The organism is Kribbella sp. NPDC051718 (genome assembly GCF_040681515.1).
Lineage (GTDB): Bacteria > Actinomycetota > Actinomycetes > Propionibacteriales > Kribbellaceae > Kribbella.
In genome coordinates this window covers 52,804-72,986 of the sequence record NZ_JBFAYZ010000014.1, presented here as the reverse complement: position 1 = coordinate 72,986, position 20,183 = coordinate 52,804, and the positions used below count along the sequence as shown (strand labels likewise).

Sequence of the window (20,183 nt, the reverse complement as noted above, 5' to 3'; positions counted from 1 at the left end):
ATGGTGACGGGGCTGTCCGATGTCTGCGCAGACCTGAGATGACCGCTTGGTTGACACCTCGGAATCAGAGGGGTGTTGAAGATCGGAACTGTTCAGACATAGGGTTTAACAATCACCTATGTGCAGGAGTCGCCCGCATGACTACAGAAGACCTCCGGTTCGGCGTGGTGGGGCTCGGCGCCCGGAGCCGCCTGGCCAAGCATGCCCAGCTACCCGGCGAGGGATCCCGGATCGTCGCCGTCTGCGACCCCGTCGAGGCGCAGCAGCAGGCCGCGCTCGCGGAGTACCCGCAGGCCCAGGCGTACGCCGACCATACGGAACTGCTCGACCTGAAGCTGGACGGCGTGTTCCTGACCACACCCGACGACCTGCACGAGGACCCGGCGATCGACTTCCTCCGGGCCGGCGTCGCGGTCTTCGTCGAGAAGCCGCTGGCCATCACCACCTCCGGCTGCGACCGGGTGCTGCAAGCGGCGTACGAGACCGGCACCCGGCTGTATGTCGGGCACAACATGCGCCACATGCCGGTCGTCCTGACGATGCGCGACCTGATCCAGCAGGGCGCGATCGGTGAGGTCAAGGCGATCTGGTGCCGGCACTTCGTCGGCCACGGCGGCGACTTCTACTTCAAGGACTGGCACGCCGACCGCAGGCGCAGTACCAGCCTGCTGCTGCAGAAGGGTGCCCACGACATCGACGTGATGCACTGGCTGGCCGGCGGCTACACCACCCGGGCGAACGCGCTCGGCGGCCTCACCCTGTACGGCGGCATCACGGATCGCCAGGACCGTTCCGGCCAACGGTTCTCGGAGTTCGTGTCCGAGGACAACTGGCCGCCGCTGTCGCAGAAGGGGATGGCGCCGGTGATGGACGTCGAGGACCTCTCGATGGCGAATCTCCAACTGGACAACGGTGTGCTGATGTCCTACGAGCAGTGCCACTACACGCCGGACTACTGGCGCAACTACACCGTGATCGGCACGGCCGGCCGGCTGGAGAACTTCGGCGACGGCCCGGGCGATCTCGTCAAGGTGTGGAACAGCAGGCGTTCCGGCTATCGCGCTGACGCCGACATCGTGGTCGAGATCCCCGATGCTGAGGGCGGTCACGCGGGCGCCGATCCACGCCTGGTGGCAGAGTTCGTCAACTTCGTCCGCGAAGGCGGCGCGACGCTGACCTCACCTGTCGCGGCCCGGGCAGCGGTCGCGGCCGGCTACGCGGCCACCACATCCCTGCGCAGCAACGGCACGCCGATCGACGTACCGCCGCTGGACCAGTCCCTGATCGACTACTTCGAACGGGGCCAGACCCGCTAGCTCAGCTGGCGAGAAACTCCTGCAGTACTTGACGAAGCGCGTCCGGCCGCTCGCGCCACAGCGAGTGGCCGGCCCCTTCGATCAGCCGGAACTCACGGTTCGGGAGATGCTTCGCAAGCTCCTGTACTGCGCTCGCCGGCCGCGGATCACCGTCGCCGTGAACCAGCCAGACCGGCATCGTCAACCCAGCCACGCGAGCGGCCAGCTGTTCGTCAGGCCAGGAGTTGACCTCCTCGCTGAGCGCCCGATTGGCGGCGAAGTTGATCGAATACGGCACCGCTGCATCCTCCATCGCCCACTGCCAGGCATGCTCGCGATCGGCGTGATCGGTGAACCAGGACAGCGCCCGGAACTCCGTCTCCTCCGCCGGCGTCCGGCCTGGCCGGAAGGACTCCAGGCGCTCGAGTTGCGCAGGCGTCATGCGCTGATCGCGCACTTCGAAGTACGGCGTATGCCAGTCGCCGATGCCGACCCCGCTGAAGTGGCCGACCTTGGCCACGTGCTGCGGGTAGGCAGCCGCATAGGTCAGCGCGAGCTTCGCGCCGAACGAGTGGCCGAGAACAACGATCTGCTCATGACCCCAGTGCTCACGCAACTCCTCGATATCGTCCTGGAGCCGTTGCATGGTTTGGTTCCCGGACGGATCGGAGCCACCGCAACCACGTTGATCGAAGCGATGAACCACCGTCAGGTCGTCGAGCATGGCGGTCCAGGGCTCGAGGTAGTCCCACAGCCCTGGCCCCCCGTGCAGCAGTACCACCGGCGGCGCGGCCGTCGGAGTACCGGTGGTCCAGGTGCGCAGACGGATCCCGTCAGACAGGGTGACGAACTCCATCAGATGTCGAAGGTGGCGTTCGGGGTGGCTACCAGGACTTCTCCCGGGTAGGTGCGGCGGGCCCCTATCCCCTGGGTCTCACGATCGAACCAGGGCGGGACGTGGGTGATGACGAGGCGTTTGACCCCGGCTTTCTTGGCGTGTTCGCCCGCGTCGGCAGGCGTGAGGTGGAGGTCGGGCGGGTTGTTCGGGTCGTCGTCGCGCAGCGCGGCCTCACACAACAGCAGGTCGGCGCCACGGGCCAGCTCGATCAGCCCTTCGTTCGGGCCGGTGTCGCCGGTGTAGACCAGGGACTTGTTGCCGTGCTCAACCCGGATCGCGTACGCCGGTACCGGGTGCACCATCGCCGTGGTGCGGACGGTGAACGGGCCGATCTGCTGGATCTCCTGCCAGGTATGGAACTCCAGCTCCTCTTCCATCCCCGGATCGAGCGGCAGGTCGTAGGCAAGCGCCATCCGCGCGGCCGCGCCGGGCGGGCCGTAGACAGGGATCCTGGGGAACGGCGAGGACGGCGAGTACTTCGCCGCGACGTACAGGCCGCAGAGATCCATGCAGTGGTCGGGATGGAGGTGGGACAAGGCGATCGCGCCGATCTGCGGCACGGACAGGTGGCGTTGCAGCGCGCCGAGCGCGCCGCTGCCGAGATCGAGAATGAGGTTGAACCCGTCGGCGGTGACCAGATAGCTCGAAGCAGGCGAGTCCGGCCCGGGGACGGACCCGGAGCAGCCGAGCACAATGAGCTTCATATCTTGAACATTACCGGCGGGTTGCCGACTTCGCAGAGCGACCAGAGCGTCGCCGAGGGCAACCAAATCCTCCCGGCATCGTCAGCGGACCCAGGCGAACTGGTCCACGCCGGAGATCACCGGGCCGAGGAAGCGGGAGCCGATCGCGGCGAACTCGTCCGGGCTGCCGGTGGTGACGAACCGGTGCCGGGGCGCGGGCAGGTCGTCGGCACGCAGCAGACCCTGCTTGGTCAGTACGCCGTAGACGTCCTTGGCGCACTCCTCCGCACTGCTGACGAGGGACACGTTGTCACCCATCACGTACGAGATGACGCCGGTCAGCAACGGGTAGTGGGTGCAGCCGAGGATGAGCGTGTCGACGCCCGCCTCGACCAGCGGGTCGAGGTATTCGTGGGCCGCCGCGAGCAGCTCCGGCCCGGACGTGACCCCGGCCTCGACGAACTCGACGAAGCTCGGGCAGGCCTGCGTCATCAGTTGCACCTGCGGTGCGGCGGCGAACGCATCCTCGTACGCGAGTGAGGTTGCCGTTGCCTGCGTGCAGATCACGCCGACGCGCTGGCTTCTCGTCGCCGCGACGGCGCGTCTGGCCGCGGGGAGGATCACCTCGACGACCGGTACGTCGTACCGCTCGCGGGCGTCCCTGAGCATCGCGGCGCTGGCCGAGTTGCAGGCGATCACGAGCATCTTCACGCCGGCCTCGACCAGGTGGTCCAGGCATTCCAGCGCGTACTCGCGGACCTCGGCGATCGGCTTCGGGCCGTACGGCTGACGCGCGGTGTCACCCAGGTACAGGATCGGTTCGTGCGGCAACTGATCGAGCACCGACCTGGTCACCGTGAGCCCGCCGAAGCCTGAGTCGAAGATGCCGATCGGTGCGTCTGCCACGTCGTGAACTCTAGCTCTCGCAGACCGGAATGCCGTTACCGGGCAGAGCTGAAGTAAGCCTTACCTAGCTTCGCGCGACGACACGCCGGAGTTATCCACATCTTTACTCTCAGGAATTGCAAAGTGACGTGACCCAGGCCACTCTTAGCGGATGTGTTTCCAACCGCCCCCAGCGATGCCATGAACCTGGTGGTCCAGATCGCGGTGGCTTACACCACCACCGGTGCACCGAATCCGCACCCCAGCAACGCCGCGGTGGCAGGCTCTGCCGCCGGTCCGGCTGTGGAGACGAGCACGTCCAGCACCAGCGCCGGCGCGGATGTCGCGTCGGCGATCGGCCCGACGGGCCTGCTGCTGCTGATCGCGCTCGCCGCCTTCGCCCTGTACCTCGTCTCGTTGTCCCTGCACCCGAACGCCAAATGCAATCGCTGCAAGGGCGCGGGCCGGCACAAGGGCTACTTCTTCAGCTACGCCCAACGCCCCTGCAGCAGCTGCAAGGGCCGCGGCGTCCATCCCCGGCTTGGCCGCAAGGTGCTCTTCAAGTCGTCAACGTAAGACCCGGCGCACACCGCCCGCCCGCGGTGCGCGGCTAGGCCCAGAGCTGGCCTTCGAGGCGGTCCTCGGCCTCGTCGATGGTGCCTTCGTAGGCGCCGGTCGACAGGTACTTCCAGCCGCCGTCGGCGACGACGAAGGCGATGTCGGCCTTTTCGCCGGCCTGGACGCACTTGGCGGCCTGGCCGAGCGCGGCGTGCAGGATCGCGCCGGTGGAGATACCGGCGAAGATCCCTTCGTTGTCGAGCAGTTCGCGGACCCGGCGGACCGCGTCGCGCGGGCCGACCGAAAACCGGGCGTCGATCAGCGACGCGTCGTACAGCTCGGGGACGAAGCCCTCGTCCAGGTTGCGCAGGCCGTAGACCAGTTCGCCGTACCGCGGCTCGGCAGCCACGATCCGTACTTCGGGCTTGTGCTCACGGAAGAACCGGCCGGCGCCCATCAGCGTGCCGGTGGTGCCGAGCCCGGCGACGAAATGCGTCACCGACGGCAGGTCGGCGAGGATCTCGCGCGCGGTGCCGTCGTAGTGTGCGGCCGCGTTCGACGGGTTGCCGTACTGGTAGAGCATCACCCAGTCCGGGTGCTCCTCGGCCACCTGCTTGGCGACCCGGACAGCCTCGTTGGACCCGCCCGCGGCGGGCGAGGAGATGATCTCGACGCCCCACATCCGCAGGATCTGCCGGCGCTCCTCGGAGGTGTTCTCCGGCATCACGCAGACCATCCGGTACCCGCGCAGCTTGGCCGCCATCGCCAGCGAGATGCCGGTGTTGCCCGAGGTCGGCTCGAGGATCGTGTTGCCCGGCCGGAGCCGGCCGTCCTTCTCCGCGTCGAGCAGCATCCGCAGCGCCGCCCGGTCCTTGATGGAGCCGGTCGGGTTGTGGTCCTCCAGCTTGGCCCACAGCCGGACGTCACCGGACGGAGAGAGCTTCGGCAGGCCGACCAGCGGCGTACCGCCGACCGAGTCGAGCAGGCTGTCGAAACGCACGATCAGCCGCCGGCGACCGCGGGCAGCACGACGACGACGTCGCCGTCCTTGACACCGGTGGACAGGCCGCCGGTGAAGCGCACGTCCTCGTCGTTGACGTAGACGTTGACGAACCGGCGCAGCTCCTCCGGCTCACCCTCCACGATCCGCTCCTTCAGGCCCGGGTGGGTGCCGTTCACGTTGTCGATGAACTCGGCCAGCGTGCTGCCGTCCCCGTTCACCGCCTTCTCGCCCCCGGTGTAGGTGCGCAGAATGGTCGGGACGCGAAGCTCGATCGCCATCTCAGTTGTCTCCTTGGTTGCTGTAGGCCGCGACGACCTCGACTTCTTCTTCGGTCACCGCGCCGTCGATGATCCGGTACGACCGGAACTCCACCGGCCCGTCGTACGAGGCCTCGTCCGCACCGTCCCGGGTGGAGACGAGCACGTAGTGCGCGCCCGGCTCCTGGGCCAGGTTGATGTCCGTCCGGGACGGGTAGGCCTCGGTGGCCGTGTGCGAGTGGTAGATCACCACCGGCTCCTCGTCGCGCTCATCCATCTCCTTGTAGAGCCGGAACAGATCGCCCGAGTCGAACTCGTAGAACGTCGGCGACATCGCCGCGTTCAGCATCGGGATGAACCGGGCCGGCAGGTCCGAGCCGATCGGTCCGGCGACCACCCCGCACGCCTCGTCCGGGTGGTCGCGACGCGCGTGCGCCACGATCTCGTCGTACGTGGCCTGATCGATGGTGAGCACGGCTCCACGGTAATGGCCCGGCAAACCCGACCTCGCCAGCAGAAGCCTCTGTCCACATGATGGATGGTTTCGGAGAGTAGTCGGCAGAGCATAATGAGTCACCATGAGGGGACTGCGGAAGTACTGGGGTTGGCTCTTGTTCGTCGCACTCATCACCACCGCCTGGACCTGGCGGCTGGGTCCAGGGGTGCTCGTCGCAGGATGGCTGTTGGTGACCGGCTATTTCCTGTTCCAGACACCGGTCTGGTGCGCTGCCGATGGCCGGCAGGGACCGTGCCGGAACAATGCCTCGGGCATCCTGATGGGGTGCAAGCTGCGTCAGCACAAGTGGCAGAAGCTCAAGCTCGCCGTAGTACCGAAGAGGTGGCGTGAACTCAACAAGGGCCTCTGGGTGAACGGCACCAAAGCCCTCGCCACCATCACGACCATCGTCGGCATCATCTCCGGAATCGTCAGCACGATCCTCTCGGTCGCCGCCGCTTGACGTCACCCGGGCAGGATCCTGCCTGAGTTCGGGGAGGAAATCAGTCCCGATCCGGACTGTTCTCCTCCCCGGCCTGCGCGGCTGCTGCTACCAGCGGGCGTGGATCTGGGGGCGGATCAGCTCGTCGTACACGGTTTGGACGACCTTGAGCTCGCCGGTGCTGAGCGGGGCCAGGGTGGCGGCGCCGATGTTGCCGGCTACCTGCTCGGGGTTGCGGGCGCCGGGGATGACGACCGAGACGCCGGGCTGGTCGAGGATCCAGCGGAGGGCGAACTGGGCCATCGTGGCACCTTCGGGGACGAGCGGGATGAGGCGCTTGACGGCCTCGAGGCCGGTGGCGAAGTCGACGCCGGAGAAGGTCTCGCCGACGTCGAACGCCTCACCCTTGCGGTTGTAGTTGCGGTGGTCGTCCGCGCCGAAGGTGGTGTTCTCGTCGTACTTCCCCGAGAGCAGGCCGCTGGCGAGCGGCACCCGGGCGATGATCCCGACGCCGGCCTGCTCGGCGGCCGGCAGCACCTGGTCGAGCGGCTTGAGGCGGAACGCGTTGAGGATGATCTGCACCGACGCGACATTCGGCCGGGCGATCGCGGTCAGCGCCTCCTCGCACGTCTCCACACTCACCCCGTACGCCGAGATGCGACCTTCCTGCACCAACGTGTCGAGCGCGTCGAACACCGCGTCGGTCGAGTAGACGGCAGTCGGCGGACAGTGCAGCTGGACCAGGTCGATGGTGTCGACGCCGAGGTTCTCCCGGGACCGGTCGTTCCAGGCGCGGAAGGCGTCGAGGTTGTAGTTCTCCGGCTTCTGCTCGACCCGGCGACCCATCTTGCTGGCAACAGTCAGCTCCGGGTGCTCCTTCAGCACCTTCCCGACCAGCCGCTCGCTCCGCCCATCCCCATACACATCAGCCGTGTCGATGAAGGTCACCCCACCCTCGACCGCCGAGTGCAGCACCGCCAGCGCGTCACTCTCCTCGACATCACCCCAGTCGGCACCCAACTGCCAGGCCCCCAGCCCGACCACACCAACCGAACGACCCGTACGCCCCAAAGTCCGCTTCTCCATACAACCCACCCTATGCTCCGCCGGACTACGCCCGGCGGAGCAGGCGACGGTGACCAGGCGCCGTTTGCAGGTGCGGTTCCGGGAAGGCGAGGTGTCGTCAGTCGCCCGCCGGAGGTGGAGCAAGATCGAGCCGAGGACGGGTTGCTGTTCCGGGCAGCGACCTCATCGGCCCGCGGCCGGGCGTCGGGCTTCGCCCGGCGGAGTTGGGGTCAGGCCTTCTCCAGAGCGACTGTGAGCTCGTCGCCTTCGGCGATGTCGAGGGTTGCGGCAAGGGTTTCTGCCATCAACACCGCGCGGTGCTCCTCTACCGCCGCTCTGGTGGGGGCGTCGGCTGTCAGGGTGAGGGTGATGTGGTCGGTGATGTCCAGGGCGGCGTCGCGGCGGGCTTGTTGGATTTGGCGGATTATGTCTCGGGCTAGGCCTTCGCGGTGTAGTTCGGGGGTGATTTCGAGGTCCAGCATCACGAAACCGCCGTTGGCGAGCAGGCCGCTTGCTTGCTGGGCGTGGGCGGCGCCGTCGGCCAGGACGGTTTCCAGGGTGTACTCGCCGTCCTCCAGGGTGATGCCTCCGGCAACCACCGCGCCGTCGGGAGTGACCGACCAGTCGCCGGTCTTCGATGCTTTGATGACCGCCTGTACCTCGCGGCCCAGGCGCGGGCCGGCGGCGCGGGCGTTCACGGTCAGCTTCTGGGAGACGGGGGCGTCCACCTCGTCCAGCTCGGTCAGGACGACCTGCTGGACGTTGACCTCGGCGCGGAGGATCGGCAGCAGGTCTTCGAGGGACTTGGCGTCGGGGGTGGCCACCGTGAGGGTGCGCAGGGGTTGGCGGCCGCGGATGCCCTCAGCCTTGCGGAGGGCGGAGGCGACCGAGCAGACCTCGCGTACGCGCTCCATCCGGGTGACCAGGCCGGTGTCTTCGGGGAGGTCGGCGGTCGAGGGCCAGTCGGTGAGGTGGACCGAGCGGTCGCCGGTCAGGCCGCGCCAGACTTCTTCGGCGGTGAGCGGGAGCAGGGGTGCGACCGTGCGGGTGACGACCTCGAGGGCGGTGTAGAGAGTGTTCAGGGCATCTTGGAAGGTGGCGCCCTGCTCGTCCCAGAAGCGTTCGCGGGAGCGGCGGATGTACCAGTTCGTCAGCACCTCGAGGTAGCTGACCACCGACTCGCAGGCCGAGGCGATGTCGTAGCGGTCCAGTTGCTCGGTCACGTCAGCTACGAAGACCCGCAGGCGCGCGAGCAGATAGCGATCCAGCTCCACCTCCGACGAGGTCGACCAGGTGGCGGTCGCGGATGCCGCGTTGGCGTAGAGTGCGAAGAAGTACCAGGCGTTCCAGAGCGGGATCATCACCTGCCGGACGCCGCCGCGGATGCCGGCCTCGGTGACGACCAGGTTGCCGCCGCGCAGGATCGGCGAGGACATCAGGAACCAGCGCATCGCGTCCGCGCCGTCGCGATCGAAGACCTCGCGTACGTCGGGATAGTTCCGCAACGACTTGCTCATCTTCTGTCCGTCGCTGCCCAGCACGATCCCGTGCGACAGGCACGACGAGAACGCCGGCCGGTCGAACAGCGCGGTCGCCAGGATGTGCATCGTGTAGAACCAGCCCCGCGTCTGCCCGATGTACTCGACGATGAAGTCGCCCGGGAAGTGATGCTCGAACCAGTCCGTGTTCTCGAACGGGTAGTGCACCTGCGCGAAACTCATCGACCCCGAGTCGAACCACACGTCCAGCACGTCGGCCACCCGCCGCATCGTCGACCGGCCGGTCGGGTCGTCCGGATTCGGCCGGGTGAGCTCATCGACGTACGGGCGATGCAGGTCCGGTACGGCGACGCCGAAGTCCCGCTCCAACTCCTCGACCGACCCGTAGACGTCGATCCGCGGGTACGACGGATCGTCGGACCGCCACACCGGGATCGGCGAACCCCAGAAGCGGTTGCGGCTGATCGACCAGTCCCGAGCGTTCGACAGCCACTTGCCGAACTGTCCGTGCTTGACGTGCTCCGGCACCCAGGTGATCTGCTCGTTCAGCTCGACCATCCGGTCCCGGATCCGGGTCACCTCGACGAACCAGCTCGACACCGCCTTGTAGATCAGCGGATTCCGGCACCGCCAGCAGTGCGGATAGCTGTGCACGTAGCTGTCCTCGCGAACCAGCGCGCCGGCCGCCTGCAGATCACGGATGATCGGCCGGTTCGCGTCGAAGACATGCTGCCCAACATAGGGCGGCACGACGGACGTGAAATGCGCCCCGTCGTCAACGGTCAGCAAGGTCGGGATCCCGACCGCGTCGCAGGCGAGCTGGTCCTCCTCGCCGTACGCCGGCGCCATGTGCACGACACCGGTGCCGTTCTCGGTGGTCACGTGGTCGGCAGCAATCACCTGGAACGCATTCGCCGTGCCCCACCGATCGACGTCAGTGAAGAAGTCGAACAACGGCGTATACCGAAGGCCGATCAATTCAGCGCCTTTGAACCGCCGGACCACCTCGTCGTACCCGTACGCCGCCAGCCGTGCCTCGGCCAGGATCGTCGGCCGGCCGTCGGCATCGTGGACCACCACATAGTCGACATCCGGAGCAACCGCCATCGCCAGGTTGCTCGGCAAGGTCCACGGCGTCGTCGTCCAGGCCAGCAGCCGCTCCCCCGTCTCCAGCACCACCGCGACCGTCACCGACGGGTCCTGCCGCGGCTGATAGACGTCGTCGTCCATCCGCAGCTCATGATTCGACAGCGGCGTCTCGTCGTTCCAGCAATACGGCAGGACGCGGAGCCCCTCGTACACCAGGCCCTTGTCGTACAGCGTCTTGAAGGCCCAGATCACCGACTCCATGTAGTCGCGATTGAGCGTCTTGTAGTCGTTCCCGAAGTCGACCCAGCGCGCCTGCCGGGTGACATAGGCCTGCCACTCGTCGGTGTACTTCAGCACCGACTCCCGGCACGCGGCGTTGAACTTCTCGATCCCCAACTCGAGGATCTCGGCCTTCGTCTTCAGCCCGAGCACCCGCTGAGCCTCCAACTCCGCCGGCAACCCATGCGTGTCCCACCCGAACCGCCGCTCGACCCGATGCCCGCGCATCGTCTGGTACCGCGGCACGACATCCTTCACGTACCCCGTCAGCAGATGCCCGTAGTGCGGCAACCCGTTCGCAAACGGCGGCCCGTCATAGAAGACGAACTCGTTCTCCCCGTCGATCCCAGCCGCCCGTTGCTCCACCGACGCAATGAACGTCCCGTCCGTCTCCCAGTACTCGAGCACCTCACGCTCGATCTGCGGAAACTCCGGACTCGCGGTCAGTCGGGTCTTGCCGGCCTTGGGGTAGCTCATCGCCCGATCGTATGCGGCTCGGCACGGCCCGCGCTCGGCGATTACCGGGTGCTGTGGACAACCCTCAGCGGATGTTGTGCAACAAAGCCGACTGGAGGTAGCCGAGCCAGTCGTAGAGGTCGTAGGTGAGGCGGCGGGGGTCGTCGTCGGGGAGTTTCTCCCAGACGCCGTAGTCGTCCTCTTCCTTGATGTCGAGGCGGGTGCCGATGGCGAGGCGGAGGTCGTTGAGGGCGCGGAGCCAGGCCAGTTGGGTGTCGCCTACGAGGGTGATGCCGTCCTCGGGTGAGTTCTCCAGGGCGGTGAGGACCAGTTTGGCGTCGGAGACCTTGCTGTCGCGCAGGCCCCGCTCGGTGAAGCGGCGGAACTCGGCTGAGGCCTGGTCGTCGGACTTGTACGCGTCCGGCAGCAGGCGTTGCAGTACTACGTCCTCCGGTGGTGAGGTCGGCCCGTCATTGTCGAGCAGCGCGGCCAGCGGGTCGCTCGACTCGGCGGCGCGCGGTGGCATCCCGTCGTACAGGAGCTCGACCAGGTTGCGGAGCAGGTTCGCCAGGATGTCCGCCTCGTGGTCGGCGAAGGTGACGATCACGGTCTTCTTGCGCTTGCGGAATCTCGTCACGACTTCTCACAGGTGGCCCACAGGCCGTACTGGTGCATTGCCTCGACGTCGCGTTCCATCGCCTCGCGGTTGCCGTTCGAGACGGCCGACTTGCCCTCTTCGTGGACCTGCATCATCAGCTTCTCCGCCTTGGCCTTGGAGTAGCCGAAATGGGTCTGGAAGACGAACGTGACGTAGTCCATCAGGTTGACCGGATCGTTCCAGACGATGGTCACCCACGGTGGACTCAACTCGATCGCCTCATCGATCTCGGGGCTCGCGAGTTCACTCGGTGCGGTGGTCACTAGGCCATTCTCTCCATCATCGGTTCGGGCGGCGCAATAGGCTGCCCTTGTGAACGCTACGACAGCGCTGCTGACGGACCACTACGAGCTGACCATGCTGCAGGCCAGTCTGGCCGACGGCACGGCGCACCGCCGCTCGGTTTTCGAGCTGTTCGCCCGCCGCCTGCCCGACGGACGCCGGTACGGCGTGGTCGCGGGCGTGAACCGGCTCCTGGACGCGCTGGAGCGGTTCCGGTTCGACGAGCAGACGATCGCCTTCCTGGCCGATCGTGGCATCGTCGACCAGGCTACCCGCGACTGGCTGGCCGGGTACCGGTTCAGCGGCGACATCTCCGGGTACGCCGACGGCGAAATCTTCTTCCCGGGCTCGCCGGTCCTGGTGGTGGAGTCGAGTTTCGCCGAGGCCGTGCTGCTGGAAACCGTCTTCCTGTCGATCCTGAACCACGACTCGGCGGTCGCCTCGGCGGCGTCGAGGATGACCTGGTGGGCCGGCGGCCGGCCCTGTATCGAGATGGGCTCGCGGCGAACTCACGAGGAGGCTGCGGTCGCGTCCGCGCTCGCGGCGTACATCGCGGGCTTCGCCACCACCTCGAATCTGGAGGCAGCCCGCCGCTTCGGTATCCCCAGCGCCGGGACCGCGGCCCACTCGTTCACCCTGCTGCACGACACCGAGCGGGACGCGTTCGTCTCCCAGGTCGATGCCCTCGGCAAGGGAACGACGCTGCTCATCGACACCTACGACCTGACCGAGGCGGTCAAGACCGCGATCGAGGTGACCGGCACCGAGCTGGGCGCAGTACGGCTGGACTCCGGTGACCTGCCGTCGCTGGCCGGGCAGGTGCGGGAGCAGCTCGACGCACTGGGCGCCACCAAGACCCGGGTGATCGTGACGAGCGACCTGGACGAGTACCAGATCGCCGCCCTCGCCCCGGCCGCCGTCGACGGATACGGCGTCGGTACGTCGCTGGTGACCGGCAGCGGCTACCCGACCTGCGGTTTCGTCTACAAGCTGGTCGCCCGCGAGGACGCGGACGGTGCCATGAAGCCGGTGGCGAAGAAGAGCCCGGACAAGATCTCGATCGGCGGCCGCAAGTACGCGATGCGCCGGCGATCGGCCGCCGGGGTGGCCGAGGTCGAGCTGATCGGCGTCGGCGAGCCGCCGGTGGACGACGGTGACGACCGCGAGCTGCTGAAGCCGCTGGTCGAGGCCGGCAAGATCGTCGGCCGCACCACACCGGCCGAGTCGCAGGCGCACCACCTCAAGGTCCGCGACGAGCTCCCCCGCAGCGCCAGCCAGCTCAGCCGCGGCGAGCCCGCCATCCCGACGGAGTACATCGGCGACCTCAAGGCGCGCAACCCGTTCGCCCCGCGGAGCAACATATGAGTACTACCGAAGCCCAGCCCCCACGCTGGGATCCGGACGAGCCGGCCAGCGGCGGGGACATCCTGCTCGCCTTGCGCTTCGCCGACCGGGCCGCCCGCAAGGCGATCGGCGAGGAACTGGCCGGCACTGGCGTCCATACCGGCCAGGAGATCGTGCTGGCCAAGCTCCTCCACCACGGCTCGCTGCCGGTCGCCCAACTCGCCAAGGTCCTCGACGTCGAGGTCCCGACCGCGACGCGCGCTACTCAACGCATGGAAGCTGCTGGTCTCGTCCGCCGCCTCAAGAACGACGCCGACGCCCGCAAGGTCAGCATCGAGCTCACCGAGCACGGCACCGAGGTGGCCCACACCGTCGCCCGGCTCCACACCCAGGCCGGCGACCGAGCCCTCCAAGGCATCACCCCCGAAGACCGCCGCCTCCTCCGCAACCTCCTCTGGACGATCACCGGCAACATCGAAGACCTCCCCGGCTGAGCCCACCACTGGTGGGCTTGAACACCTAACGGCGACCTTGAACAGGTAATAACGTGTTCAAGGTCGCCGTTAGGTGTTCAAGGTCGCCGCAACTCTCAGCGGCCGGCGCCGAGGGATTCGGCGTCGCCGGAGAGCTTCTGGGCGAGCCAGACCGGGATGATCGAGATGACGATCATGGCAGCGGCGATGACGTTGACGATCGGGGCCTGGTTGGGGCGGAAGAGGTTGTTGAAGATCCAGATCGGCAGCGTCTGTTGCTGGGCGCCTGCGGTGAAGGTCGTCACGATGATCTCGTCGAAGGAGAGCGCGAAGGCGAGCAGAGCGCCGGCCAGCAGGGCGGAGCGGAGGAGCGGGAAGGTGATCAGGCGGAAGGTCGTGAAGGCCGAGGCACCCAGGTCGGCCGAGGCCTGCTCCAGTTGTACGCCGGTACGCCGAAGCCGCGCGATCACGTTGTTGAACACGGTCACGATGCAGAACGTCGCATGCGCCACCACGATCGTCACGAACCCCAGCTCCAACCCCAGAATCGTCCGGAACGCGTTGTTCAAAGCGATCCCCGTGACGATCCCCGGCAACGCGATCGGCAGGATCACCAGCAGCGACACCGCGTCCCGCCCGTAGAAACTGAACCGCTGCAAGGCAAACGCGATCATCGTCCCCAGCACCAGCGCGATCCCCGTCGCCGCGATCCCCACCCGCACACTCACCCAGAGCGCATCCAGTGCGCCCTGACTCTCCGCCGCCCGCTTCCACCACTCCAGCGTGAGATCGCGCGGCGGCCAGGCAAACGTCTTGTTCACGTTGAACGAGTTGATCACCACCAGCGCGAGCGGCACATAGATCACACCCAGGATCAACGCGGTCAACACCCGCAGCAGAAGCCGAGTCGGCCGGGACAACGTCATAGCGACTCCATCGCGCCAGTACGCCGTACAGCCGCCAGATACACCAACATGACCACAACCGGCACCGTCGCCACCGCGGCCGCGAACGGAAGGTTGTTCGCGGCACCCACATTGTCGTACACCACATTGCCCAGCAGCTGATTCGTACCGCCGACGATCCGTACCGCGATGTAGTCGCCCAGCGTCAACGAGAACGTGAAGATCGACCCCGCCACCACCGCCGGGAAGATCACCGGCAGCACGATCCGGCGGACCGTCTCACCGGTCTTGCCACCGAGATCAGCCGATGCCTCCAGCAACGAGTTGGGCAGCCGCTCCAACCCGGCGAAGATCGGCAGGATCATGTATGGCAGCCACAGATAGGCCAGCGTCACGATCGTCGCCGTCAGCCCGTATCCAGGTGACGAGAGCCCGACCAGCCCGGCCAGCGACGACACCAGCCCACCTTCGGAGAACATCCCGCGCCACGCATACGCCTTCACCAGATAGCTTGCCCACAACGGCATCAGGACCGCGACGAGCAGCACCCGCCGCAACCCCGGCCGTGCCACTTTCGACATGTAGAGCGCGATCGGGAACGCCACCACCGCGTCCACCACGGTCACCAGCACCGCGACCGCGATCGTCCGCAGCGCGATCGTCCGGTACACCTCGACCGTGAACAGGGTCCGGAAGCTGTCCAGCGACCAGTCCCGCTCGACCAGTCCGGTGAAACTGTTCTGCGACCACAACGCGGTCACGAACAAGGCGGCGAGTGCGCCGAGGTAGGCGACGCCGAGCCAAAGCATCGGCGGGCCCAGTAGCAGGCCCAGCCGAAGCTTCGGGTGGCGGTGGAGGACGCTCATCCCTTGATCTGCGTCCAGGCCTGCGTCCACTTGCCGTAGTCGGTGCACTTGACGTCGGTACGGCCGTCCAGGCACTGCTCGATCGGCGTGGTCCAGTACCAGATCTTCTCGGAGTACGCCGCGTCGCCGGCATGGAAGGTCGCGCAGTGCTTCTTGTCCGCGGTCACGTCACACGCCTTGCCGTTCGACGGCGACTCCCCGAAGTACTCGGCAACAGCCGCGTTCGCCTCCGGGCTGATGATGTGGTCCATCCACAGGTACCCGCAGTTCTTGTTCTTCGAGGTCGCGCTGAGCATCCAGGTGTCCGACCAGCCGGTGACGCCTTCCGAAGGCACCGTCACCTGAACAGGTACCTTCTCGCCGGTGGCGACATTCGCGATCACCTGCCAGGTGGTGCCGATCACGGAGTTCCCACTCGTGAACGCCTGCACCTCCTTCAGATAATCCGACCAGTACTCCGAGACCATCGTCTTCTGCTGCTTCAGCAGTTCGACGACCGCCTGCAGTTGCGTGTCATCCAGCGCATACGGATTCTTGATCCCCAGATCTGGCTTCTTCGCCATCAGGTACATCGCGGCGTCGGCGATGTAGATCGGCGAGTCGTACGCCGTCACCTTGCCCTTGTACGGCGAATCGGCCTCGAACACCGCACTCCAGCTGGTCGGCGGGGTCGTCACCTTGTCGGTCCGCCACATCAGCAGGTTCGCACCGTAGCCGTGCGGGATGCCGTACATCTGCCCCTTGACCGAGTTCCACGGCCGGTCCTTCAGGAACGGGTAGACATCCTTGTAGTTCGGCACCAGATCGGTGTTGACCGGCTCGACCTGACCACCCGCGATCAGCCGCAGCGACGCGTCGCCGGAGGCGGAGACCACGTCGTACTGGCCGGTCTTCATCAGGCTGACGGCCTCGTCGGAGGTGCCGAAGGTCTTGACGGTCACCTGGCAGCCGGTCTTCTTCTCGAACGAGCTGACCCAGTCGACCTTGGGATCGTTCGAGCCGTCCTCGGCGTAGCCGGGCCAGGCGAGCACGCTCAGCTTGCCCCCGCCGGTGCCGAGCTTGTCCAGTTTCGGCAGGTCCGGCGCGGTGAAGCCGGCATTGCCCTGACCACCGCTGCCGGAGCTGTCGTCCGACGTACCGCAGGATGCTGCCACCAGCGTGAGGGCGCTGAGCCCCACGAGCAGAGTGAGTTTCTTCATCGAGGCTCCCGGATAGAGGTCATCTCACACGCCGCCGATGGCGACGGTGTGTTCACGGCGCCAGCTGAGCCGGACGGCATCCCCCCGGCGGCCCAGGCTGTCCTCGGCGGAATCCTGCGTGTTCTGCTCCAGAACCAGCAGCGTTCCGCCCGCGTCGAGGTCGACGACCGACTGCGTCGCCGACCCCAGATAGACGACCTCACGAACCACCCCGGTCGCCGTACAGCTACCAGCCTCGATACCAGCTGAGGCAGGCAGCATCCTGATCTTCTCGGGCCGGACGGTATAGGTGCCCACGGAACCGATCACCTCCGCCGCCACCTCACCCTCCAGCAGGTTCGACGTACCGACGAACCCGGCGACGAACGCCGTCGCGGGGTGTTCGTAGAGCTCGGCCGGTGTGGCGAGCTGTTCGATCCGGCCACCGTTGAAGACGGCGATCCGGTCGCTCATCGTGAGCGCTTCCTCCTGGTCGTGGGTGACGAACACGAAGGTGATGCCGATGTCCCGCTGCATCGCCTTCAGCTCGATCTGCATCTCCCGGCGCAGCTTCAGGTCGAGCGCGCCGAGCGGTTCGTCCAGCAGCAGCACCTTCGGCCGGTTGACCAGCGCCCGCGCGAGCGCGACTCGTTGCCGTTGGCCACCGGACAGCTGATGCGGGCGCCGTTCGGCAAACCCCTGCAGGCGTACTGTTTCCAACGCCTCGACCGCCCTCCGACGGCGCTCGCGACGCTCGACCCGCTTCACCCGCAGCCCGTACTCGACGTTCTGCAGCACGCTCATGTGCGGGAACAGCGCATAGTCCTGGAAGACCGTGTTCACATCCCGCGCGTACGGCGCGAGCGCGGTGACATCGACCCCGCCGAGCAGCACCTGCCCGGACGTCGGCGTTTCGAAGCCGGCCACCATCCGCAGTACGGTCGTCTTGCCGGAGCCGGACGGACCGAGCATCGAGAAGAACTCGCCCTCGGCGAGATCGAGGTCGATCCCGTCGACGGCGGCGACGTCGCCGAAGGTCTTGGTCAGGCCGCGCAAGCTGATCGCGGTCCTGGTCTCGGTCAGCGTCATCTCAGATCGCCGACATCACGTGCTTGACCCGGGTGTAGTCCTCCAAGCCGTACATCGACAGGTCCTTGCCGTGGCCTGAGTGCTTGAACCCGCCGTGCGGCATCTCGGCCACCAACGGGATGTGCGTGTTGATCCAGACGCAGCCGAAGTCGAGCGCGGCCGACATCCTGAGCGCCCGGCTGTGGTCGGTGGTGAAGACGCTCGAAGCCAGCCCGTACTGCACACCGTTGGCCATCCGCAGCGCGTCGGCCTCGTCGGCGAAGGTCTGCACGGTGATCACCGGCCCGAACACCTCGTCCTGGATCATCTCGTCGTCCTGCCGCAACCCGGTCACGATCGTCGCGTCATGGAAGAACCCGTCGGCCAGCGCGCCACCCGACCGCTCACCACCCAGAACTACGGACGCATGCGCGGGCTTGCGCGCCAGGAATCCCCGGACCCGTTCGAGCTGCATCGCGTTGTTCAGCGGGCCGAACAGCGCATCCTCGTCATCGGCCAACCCCGGTTTGGCGTTGTCTCTCGCCCAACTCGACAAAGCGTCCACAAAGGCATCGTGTCGACTTTCGTGCACGAGCACGCGGCAGGCAGCCGTACAGTCCTGGCCGGCGTTGAAGTAGCCGCCGACTCCGATCGCCTCGGCTGCCGCGGCGAGGTCCGCATCCTCGAAGACGACGGCCGGTGCTTTGCCGCCCAGCTCCAGGTGGGTGCGTTTGAGGTCGAGCGCTGCCGTGCTGGCAACCTGCGTGCCGGCGCGGGTCGAGCCGGTGATGCTGACGAGCTCCGGTGTCGGATGCTCGACCAGTGCCTGGCCGGTGTCGCGGTCGCCGCAGACGACGTTGAGTACGCCGGGTGGCAGGACCTCCGCCGCCAGCTCGGCAAGCATCACGGTTGTCACCGGTGTCGTCTCGGCCGGTTTGAGAACGACGGTGTTGCCGGCGGCAAGGGCCGGCGCGAACTTCCAGATCGCCATCATCATCGGGTAGTTCCACGGCGTGATCTGCCCGACGACGCCGATCGGCTCGCGGCGTACATAGGAGGTATGACCGGCTAGGTACTCACCGGCCGACTTGCCCTCCAGCATGCGCGCGGCACCGGCGAAGAACCGCAGCTGGTCGATCAGTACCGCGAGTTCTTCGGTGCGGGTCAGCTCGAGCGGCTTGCCGGTGTTCTGCGACTCGGCAGAGACGATGTCGTCGCCACGAGCCTCGATCAGATCGGCCAGCTTCAGCAGACCGCGCTGCCGCTCCGATGGCGTGGCGGCGGCCCACCCGGGCGCCGCATCGGCGGCAGCGCGATAAGCCAGGTCGATGTCCTCTGCACCAGACAGCGGCGCCGTCCCGAACGCCTTGCCGGTCGCTGGATCGACCAGCTCACTGGTGGCGCCTGAGAGCGCGTCCTGGGGTGTTCCGTTGATCAGATTACGAACGATTCGCATGAACGCTCCTCCGACTCAGGGCGCTAAACATATGAAATCAGATGTTAAAGTTCAAGCGATCGGCTTGAATACTCCGGAAACGTGTCGGAGCTGTGTGTCAACTTCCGACTCAGGACGCTAAGGAGGTGGGGGCGTGGCGCGGTTCTATGGGAGTGGGGCGGCGGCGGTGTTCGCGCCGTTGGAGTCGCTGAGCCGGTCCGAGCTGGTCGCGCGGCGGCTGACCGATGCGATCGCGCTCGGTCTGCTGCCCGACGCCGAGCAGCTCCCCGGCGAGGCCGACCTGGCCGGCATCTTCGGCGTCTCGACCACGACCATCCGCGAAGCGCTCTCCTCGCTCCGGCTAAGAGGCTTGATCGACACCCGGCGCGGCCGGGGCGGCGGCAGCTTCGTCCGGGCCCAGGGCACGATCTCCACCGAGATCGTCCGCGACCGGCTGGACGAGCTGAGCCTCGCCGACCTGCGCGACCTCGGCGACCACTACTCCGCCATCGCCGGTACGGCCGCCCGGCTCGCGGCTGAGCGCGCGACCCCCGAGGACGTCGACCGGCTGACCGGAGTCTGCGACGCCTTGGAGCACGCCGAGGGCGCCGGCGCCAGACGTCGGGCCGATGCGCAGTTCCACATCGAAGTTGCCGCAACGGCGCAATCAACCCGGCTCTACCGGGCAGAGGTCAGCCTGCAGGCCGAGGTCGGAACCCTGCTCTGGCTCGCTTTCGGCGACGACGAGAGCCACCGGCTGACCGTTCAGAGCTGCCGCGAAGTAGTTGCCGCGATCGACCGTGGTGACAGCGAGGCCGCCCGGGCCGCGGCCGAAGAACGGGTGGCGGACTCGACGGCACGACTGATCGACCTCAGACTAGTGCCCTGAGTTGGACGCTCGTGCTTCAGCTCCGGTGTCCAGGTGCGTGCATCGCGGTGCTGGAGGAGCGTCCTCGATGCGGAGCATCGTGGACGCTTCGCCAGTGCCGCGAGGTGCGTGCCTGGGCGCCGGAGCTGTGCACGAGCGTCCAACTCAGGGCACTCACCTTGGAAGACTGACCGTGAGGTT

Annotated in this window: 21 protein-coding genes; 6 read left to right on the top strand and 15 right to left on the bottom strand. The window is 67.1% G+C overall.

The window, feature by feature from the left end; all coding sequences use genetic code 11:
• Window positions 1-137 precede the first annotated feature (137 nt).
• Window positions 138-1,316, top strand: a complete 1,179-nt coding sequence (locus tag AB0M15_RS37240) for a Gfo/Idh/MocA family oxidoreductase (RefSeq protein WP_363830143.1) — start codon at window positions 138-140, stop codon at window positions 1,314-1,316.
• 1 nt (window position 1,317) lies between these two features.
• On the opposite strand, the gene AB0M15_RS37235 is transcribed toward AB0M15_RS37240, so the two are convergent.
• The 3 genes from AB0M15_RS37235 to murI form a co-directional block, all read right to left on the bottom strand.
• Window positions 1,318-2,151, bottom strand: a complete 834-nt coding sequence (locus tag AB0M15_RS37235; RefSeq protein ID WP_363830140.1) for an alpha/beta hydrolase — start codon at window positions 2,149-2,151, stop codon at window positions 1,318-1,320.
• Entirely contained in the window at window positions 2,151-2,897 is a 747-nt protein-coding gene (locus AB0M15_RS37230) for an MBL fold metallo-hydrolase (RefSeq protein ID WP_363830138.1), read from the bottom strand. Before AB0M15_RS37230 ends, AB0M15_RS37235 begins: the two co-directional genes overlap by 1 nt.
• 81 nt (window positions 2,898-2,978) lie before the next feature.
• The gene (gene murI / locus AB0M15_RS37225; protein WP_343980555.1) at window positions 2,979-3,782 is read right to left on the bottom strand and encodes a glutamate racemase; all 804 of its coding nucleotides are present in this window, start codon (window positions 3,780-3,782) and stop codon (window positions 2,979-2,981) included.
• A gap of 180 nt (window positions 3,783-3,962) precedes the next feature.
• Between murI and AB0M15_RS37220 the strand changes: the two genes are divergently transcribed.
• Window positions 3,963-4,337 (top strand): hypothetical protein, encoded by a 375-nt coding sequence (locus AB0M15_RS37220; protein WP_363830133.1) that lies wholly within the window; start codon window positions 3,963-3,965, stop codon window positions 4,335-4,337.
• Between the two features lie 34 nt (window positions 4,338-4,371).
• Here the strand turns inward: AB0M15_RS37220 and AB0M15_RS37215 are convergent, their stop codons facing one another.
• From AB0M15_RS37215 to AB0M15_RS37205, 3 genes are read right to left on the bottom strand one after another with little or no spacing between them, the layout of a single operon-like run.
• Window positions 4,372-5,322 (bottom strand): cysteine synthase, encoded by a 951-nt coding sequence (locus AB0M15_RS37215; RefSeq protein WP_343980720.1) that lies wholly within the window; start codon window positions 5,320-5,322, stop codon window positions 4,372-4,374.
• Complete coding sequence (locus AB0M15_RS37210; protein WP_343980549.1) at window positions 5,322-5,600, bottom strand: MoaD/ThiS family protein; 279 nt, start codon at window positions 5,598-5,600, stop codon at window positions 5,322-5,324. Before AB0M15_RS37210 ends, AB0M15_RS37215 begins: the two co-directional genes overlap by 1 nt.
• Window position 5,601: 1 nt before the next feature.
• Window positions 5,602-6,054 carry a M67 family metallopeptidase gene (locus tag AB0M15_RS37205; RefSeq protein ID WP_363830127.1) on the bottom strand — a complete coding sequence of 151 codons (453 nt, stop codon included), beginning with the start codon at window positions 6,052-6,054 and terminating at the stop codon, window positions 5,602-5,604.
• A 103-nt stretch (window positions 6,055-6,157) separates the two neighbouring features.
• Here AB0M15_RS37205 and AB0M15_RS37200 point away from each other — a divergent pair, with 103 nt between their 5' ends.
• Entirely contained in the window at window positions 6,158-6,538 is a 381-nt protein-coding gene (locus AB0M15_RS37200; protein WP_363830125.1) for a hypothetical protein, read from the top strand.
• A gap of 87 nt (window positions 6,539-6,625) precedes the next feature.
• Here the strand turns inward: AB0M15_RS37200 and AB0M15_RS37195 are convergent, their stop codons facing one another.
• The 4 genes from AB0M15_RS37195 to clpS form a co-directional block, all read right to left on the bottom strand.
• Window positions 6,626-7,603 (bottom strand): aldo/keto reductase, encoded by a 978-nt coding sequence (locus AB0M15_RS37195; RefSeq protein ID WP_363830122.1) that lies wholly within the window; start codon window positions 7,601-7,603, stop codon window positions 6,626-6,628.
• A gap of 209 nt (window positions 7,604-7,812) precedes the next feature.
• A complete protein-coding gene (ileS, locus tag AB0M15_RS37190; RefSeq protein WP_363830119.1) occupies window positions 7,813-10,926 on the bottom strand; it encodes an isoleucine--tRNA ligase in 3,114 nt (1,037 codons plus the stop codon).
• Between the two features lie 64 nt (window positions 10,927-10,990).
• Window positions 10,991-11,542 carry a DUF2017 domain-containing protein gene (locus tag AB0M15_RS37185; RefSeq protein WP_363830115.1) on the bottom strand — a complete coding sequence of 184 codons (552 nt, stop codon included), beginning with the start codon at window positions 11,540-11,542 and terminating at the stop codon, window positions 10,991-10,993.
• Complete coding sequence (clpS, locus tag AB0M15_RS37180; protein WP_328320582.1) at window positions 11,539-11,826, bottom strand: ATP-dependent Clp protease adapter ClpS; 288 nt, start codon at window positions 11,824-11,826, stop codon at window positions 11,539-11,541. The genes AB0M15_RS37185 and clpS overlap by 4 nt, the downstream gene beginning before the upstream one ends.
• Before the next feature lie 49 nt (window positions 11,827-11,875).
• Between clpS and AB0M15_RS37175 the strand changes: the two genes are divergently transcribed.
• Entirely contained in the window at window positions 11,876-13,210 is a 1,335-nt protein-coding gene (locus tag AB0M15_RS37175; RefSeq protein WP_363830112.1) for a nicotinate phosphoribosyltransferase, read from the top strand.
• Window positions 13,207-13,683, top strand: a complete 477-nt coding sequence (locus AB0M15_RS37170; protein WP_363830108.1) for a MarR family transcriptional regulator — start codon at window positions 13,207-13,209, stop codon at window positions 13,681-13,683. Before AB0M15_RS37175 ends, AB0M15_RS37170 begins: the two co-directional genes overlap by 4 nt.
• A 95-nt stretch (window positions 13,684-13,778) precedes the next feature.
• On the opposite strand, the gene AB0M15_RS37165 is transcribed toward AB0M15_RS37170, so the two are convergent.
• Genes AB0M15_RS37165 through AB0M15_RS37145 form a run of 5 tightly spaced genes read right to left on the bottom strand, consistent with a single transcriptional unit; the run spans window position 13,779 to window position 19,135 of the window.
• Window positions 13,779-14,588, bottom strand: coding sequence for an ABC transporter permease (locus AB0M15_RS37165; RefSeq protein ID WP_363830105.1), 810 nt, complete (start codon window positions 14,586-14,588; stop codon window positions 13,779-13,781).
• Window positions 14,585-15,433, bottom strand: coding sequence for an ABC transporter permease (locus tag AB0M15_RS37160; RefSeq protein WP_363830101.1), 849 nt, complete (start codon window positions 15,431-15,433; stop codon window positions 14,585-14,587). The genes AB0M15_RS37165 and AB0M15_RS37160 overlap by 4 nt, the downstream gene beginning before the upstream one ends.
• Complete coding sequence (locus tag AB0M15_RS37155; protein WP_363830098.1) at window positions 15,430-16,632, bottom strand: ABC transporter substrate-binding protein; 1,203 nt, start codon at window positions 16,630-16,632, stop codon at window positions 15,430-15,432. Before AB0M15_RS37155 ends, AB0M15_RS37160 begins: the two co-directional genes overlap by 4 nt.
• A gap of 24 nt (window positions 16,633-16,656) precedes the next feature.
• Entirely contained in the window at window positions 16,657-17,700 is a 1,044-nt protein-coding gene (locus AB0M15_RS37150) for an ABC transporter ATP-binding protein (RefSeq protein ID WP_363830095.1), read from the bottom strand.
• 1 nt (window position 17,701) lies between these two features.
• Window positions 17,702-19,135, bottom strand: a complete 1,434-nt coding sequence (locus AB0M15_RS37145; RefSeq protein WP_363830092.1) for an aminobutyraldehyde dehydrogenase — start codon at window positions 19,133-19,135, stop codon at window positions 17,702-17,704.
• Window positions 19,136-19,268: 133 nt separating this feature from the next.
• Between AB0M15_RS37145 and AB0M15_RS37140 the strand changes: the two genes are divergently transcribed.
• Entirely contained in the window at window positions 19,269-20,003 is a 735-nt protein-coding gene (locus AB0M15_RS37140) for an FCD domain-containing protein (protein WP_363830089.1), read from the top strand.
• Window positions 20,004-20,183: the final 180 nt, after the last annotated feature.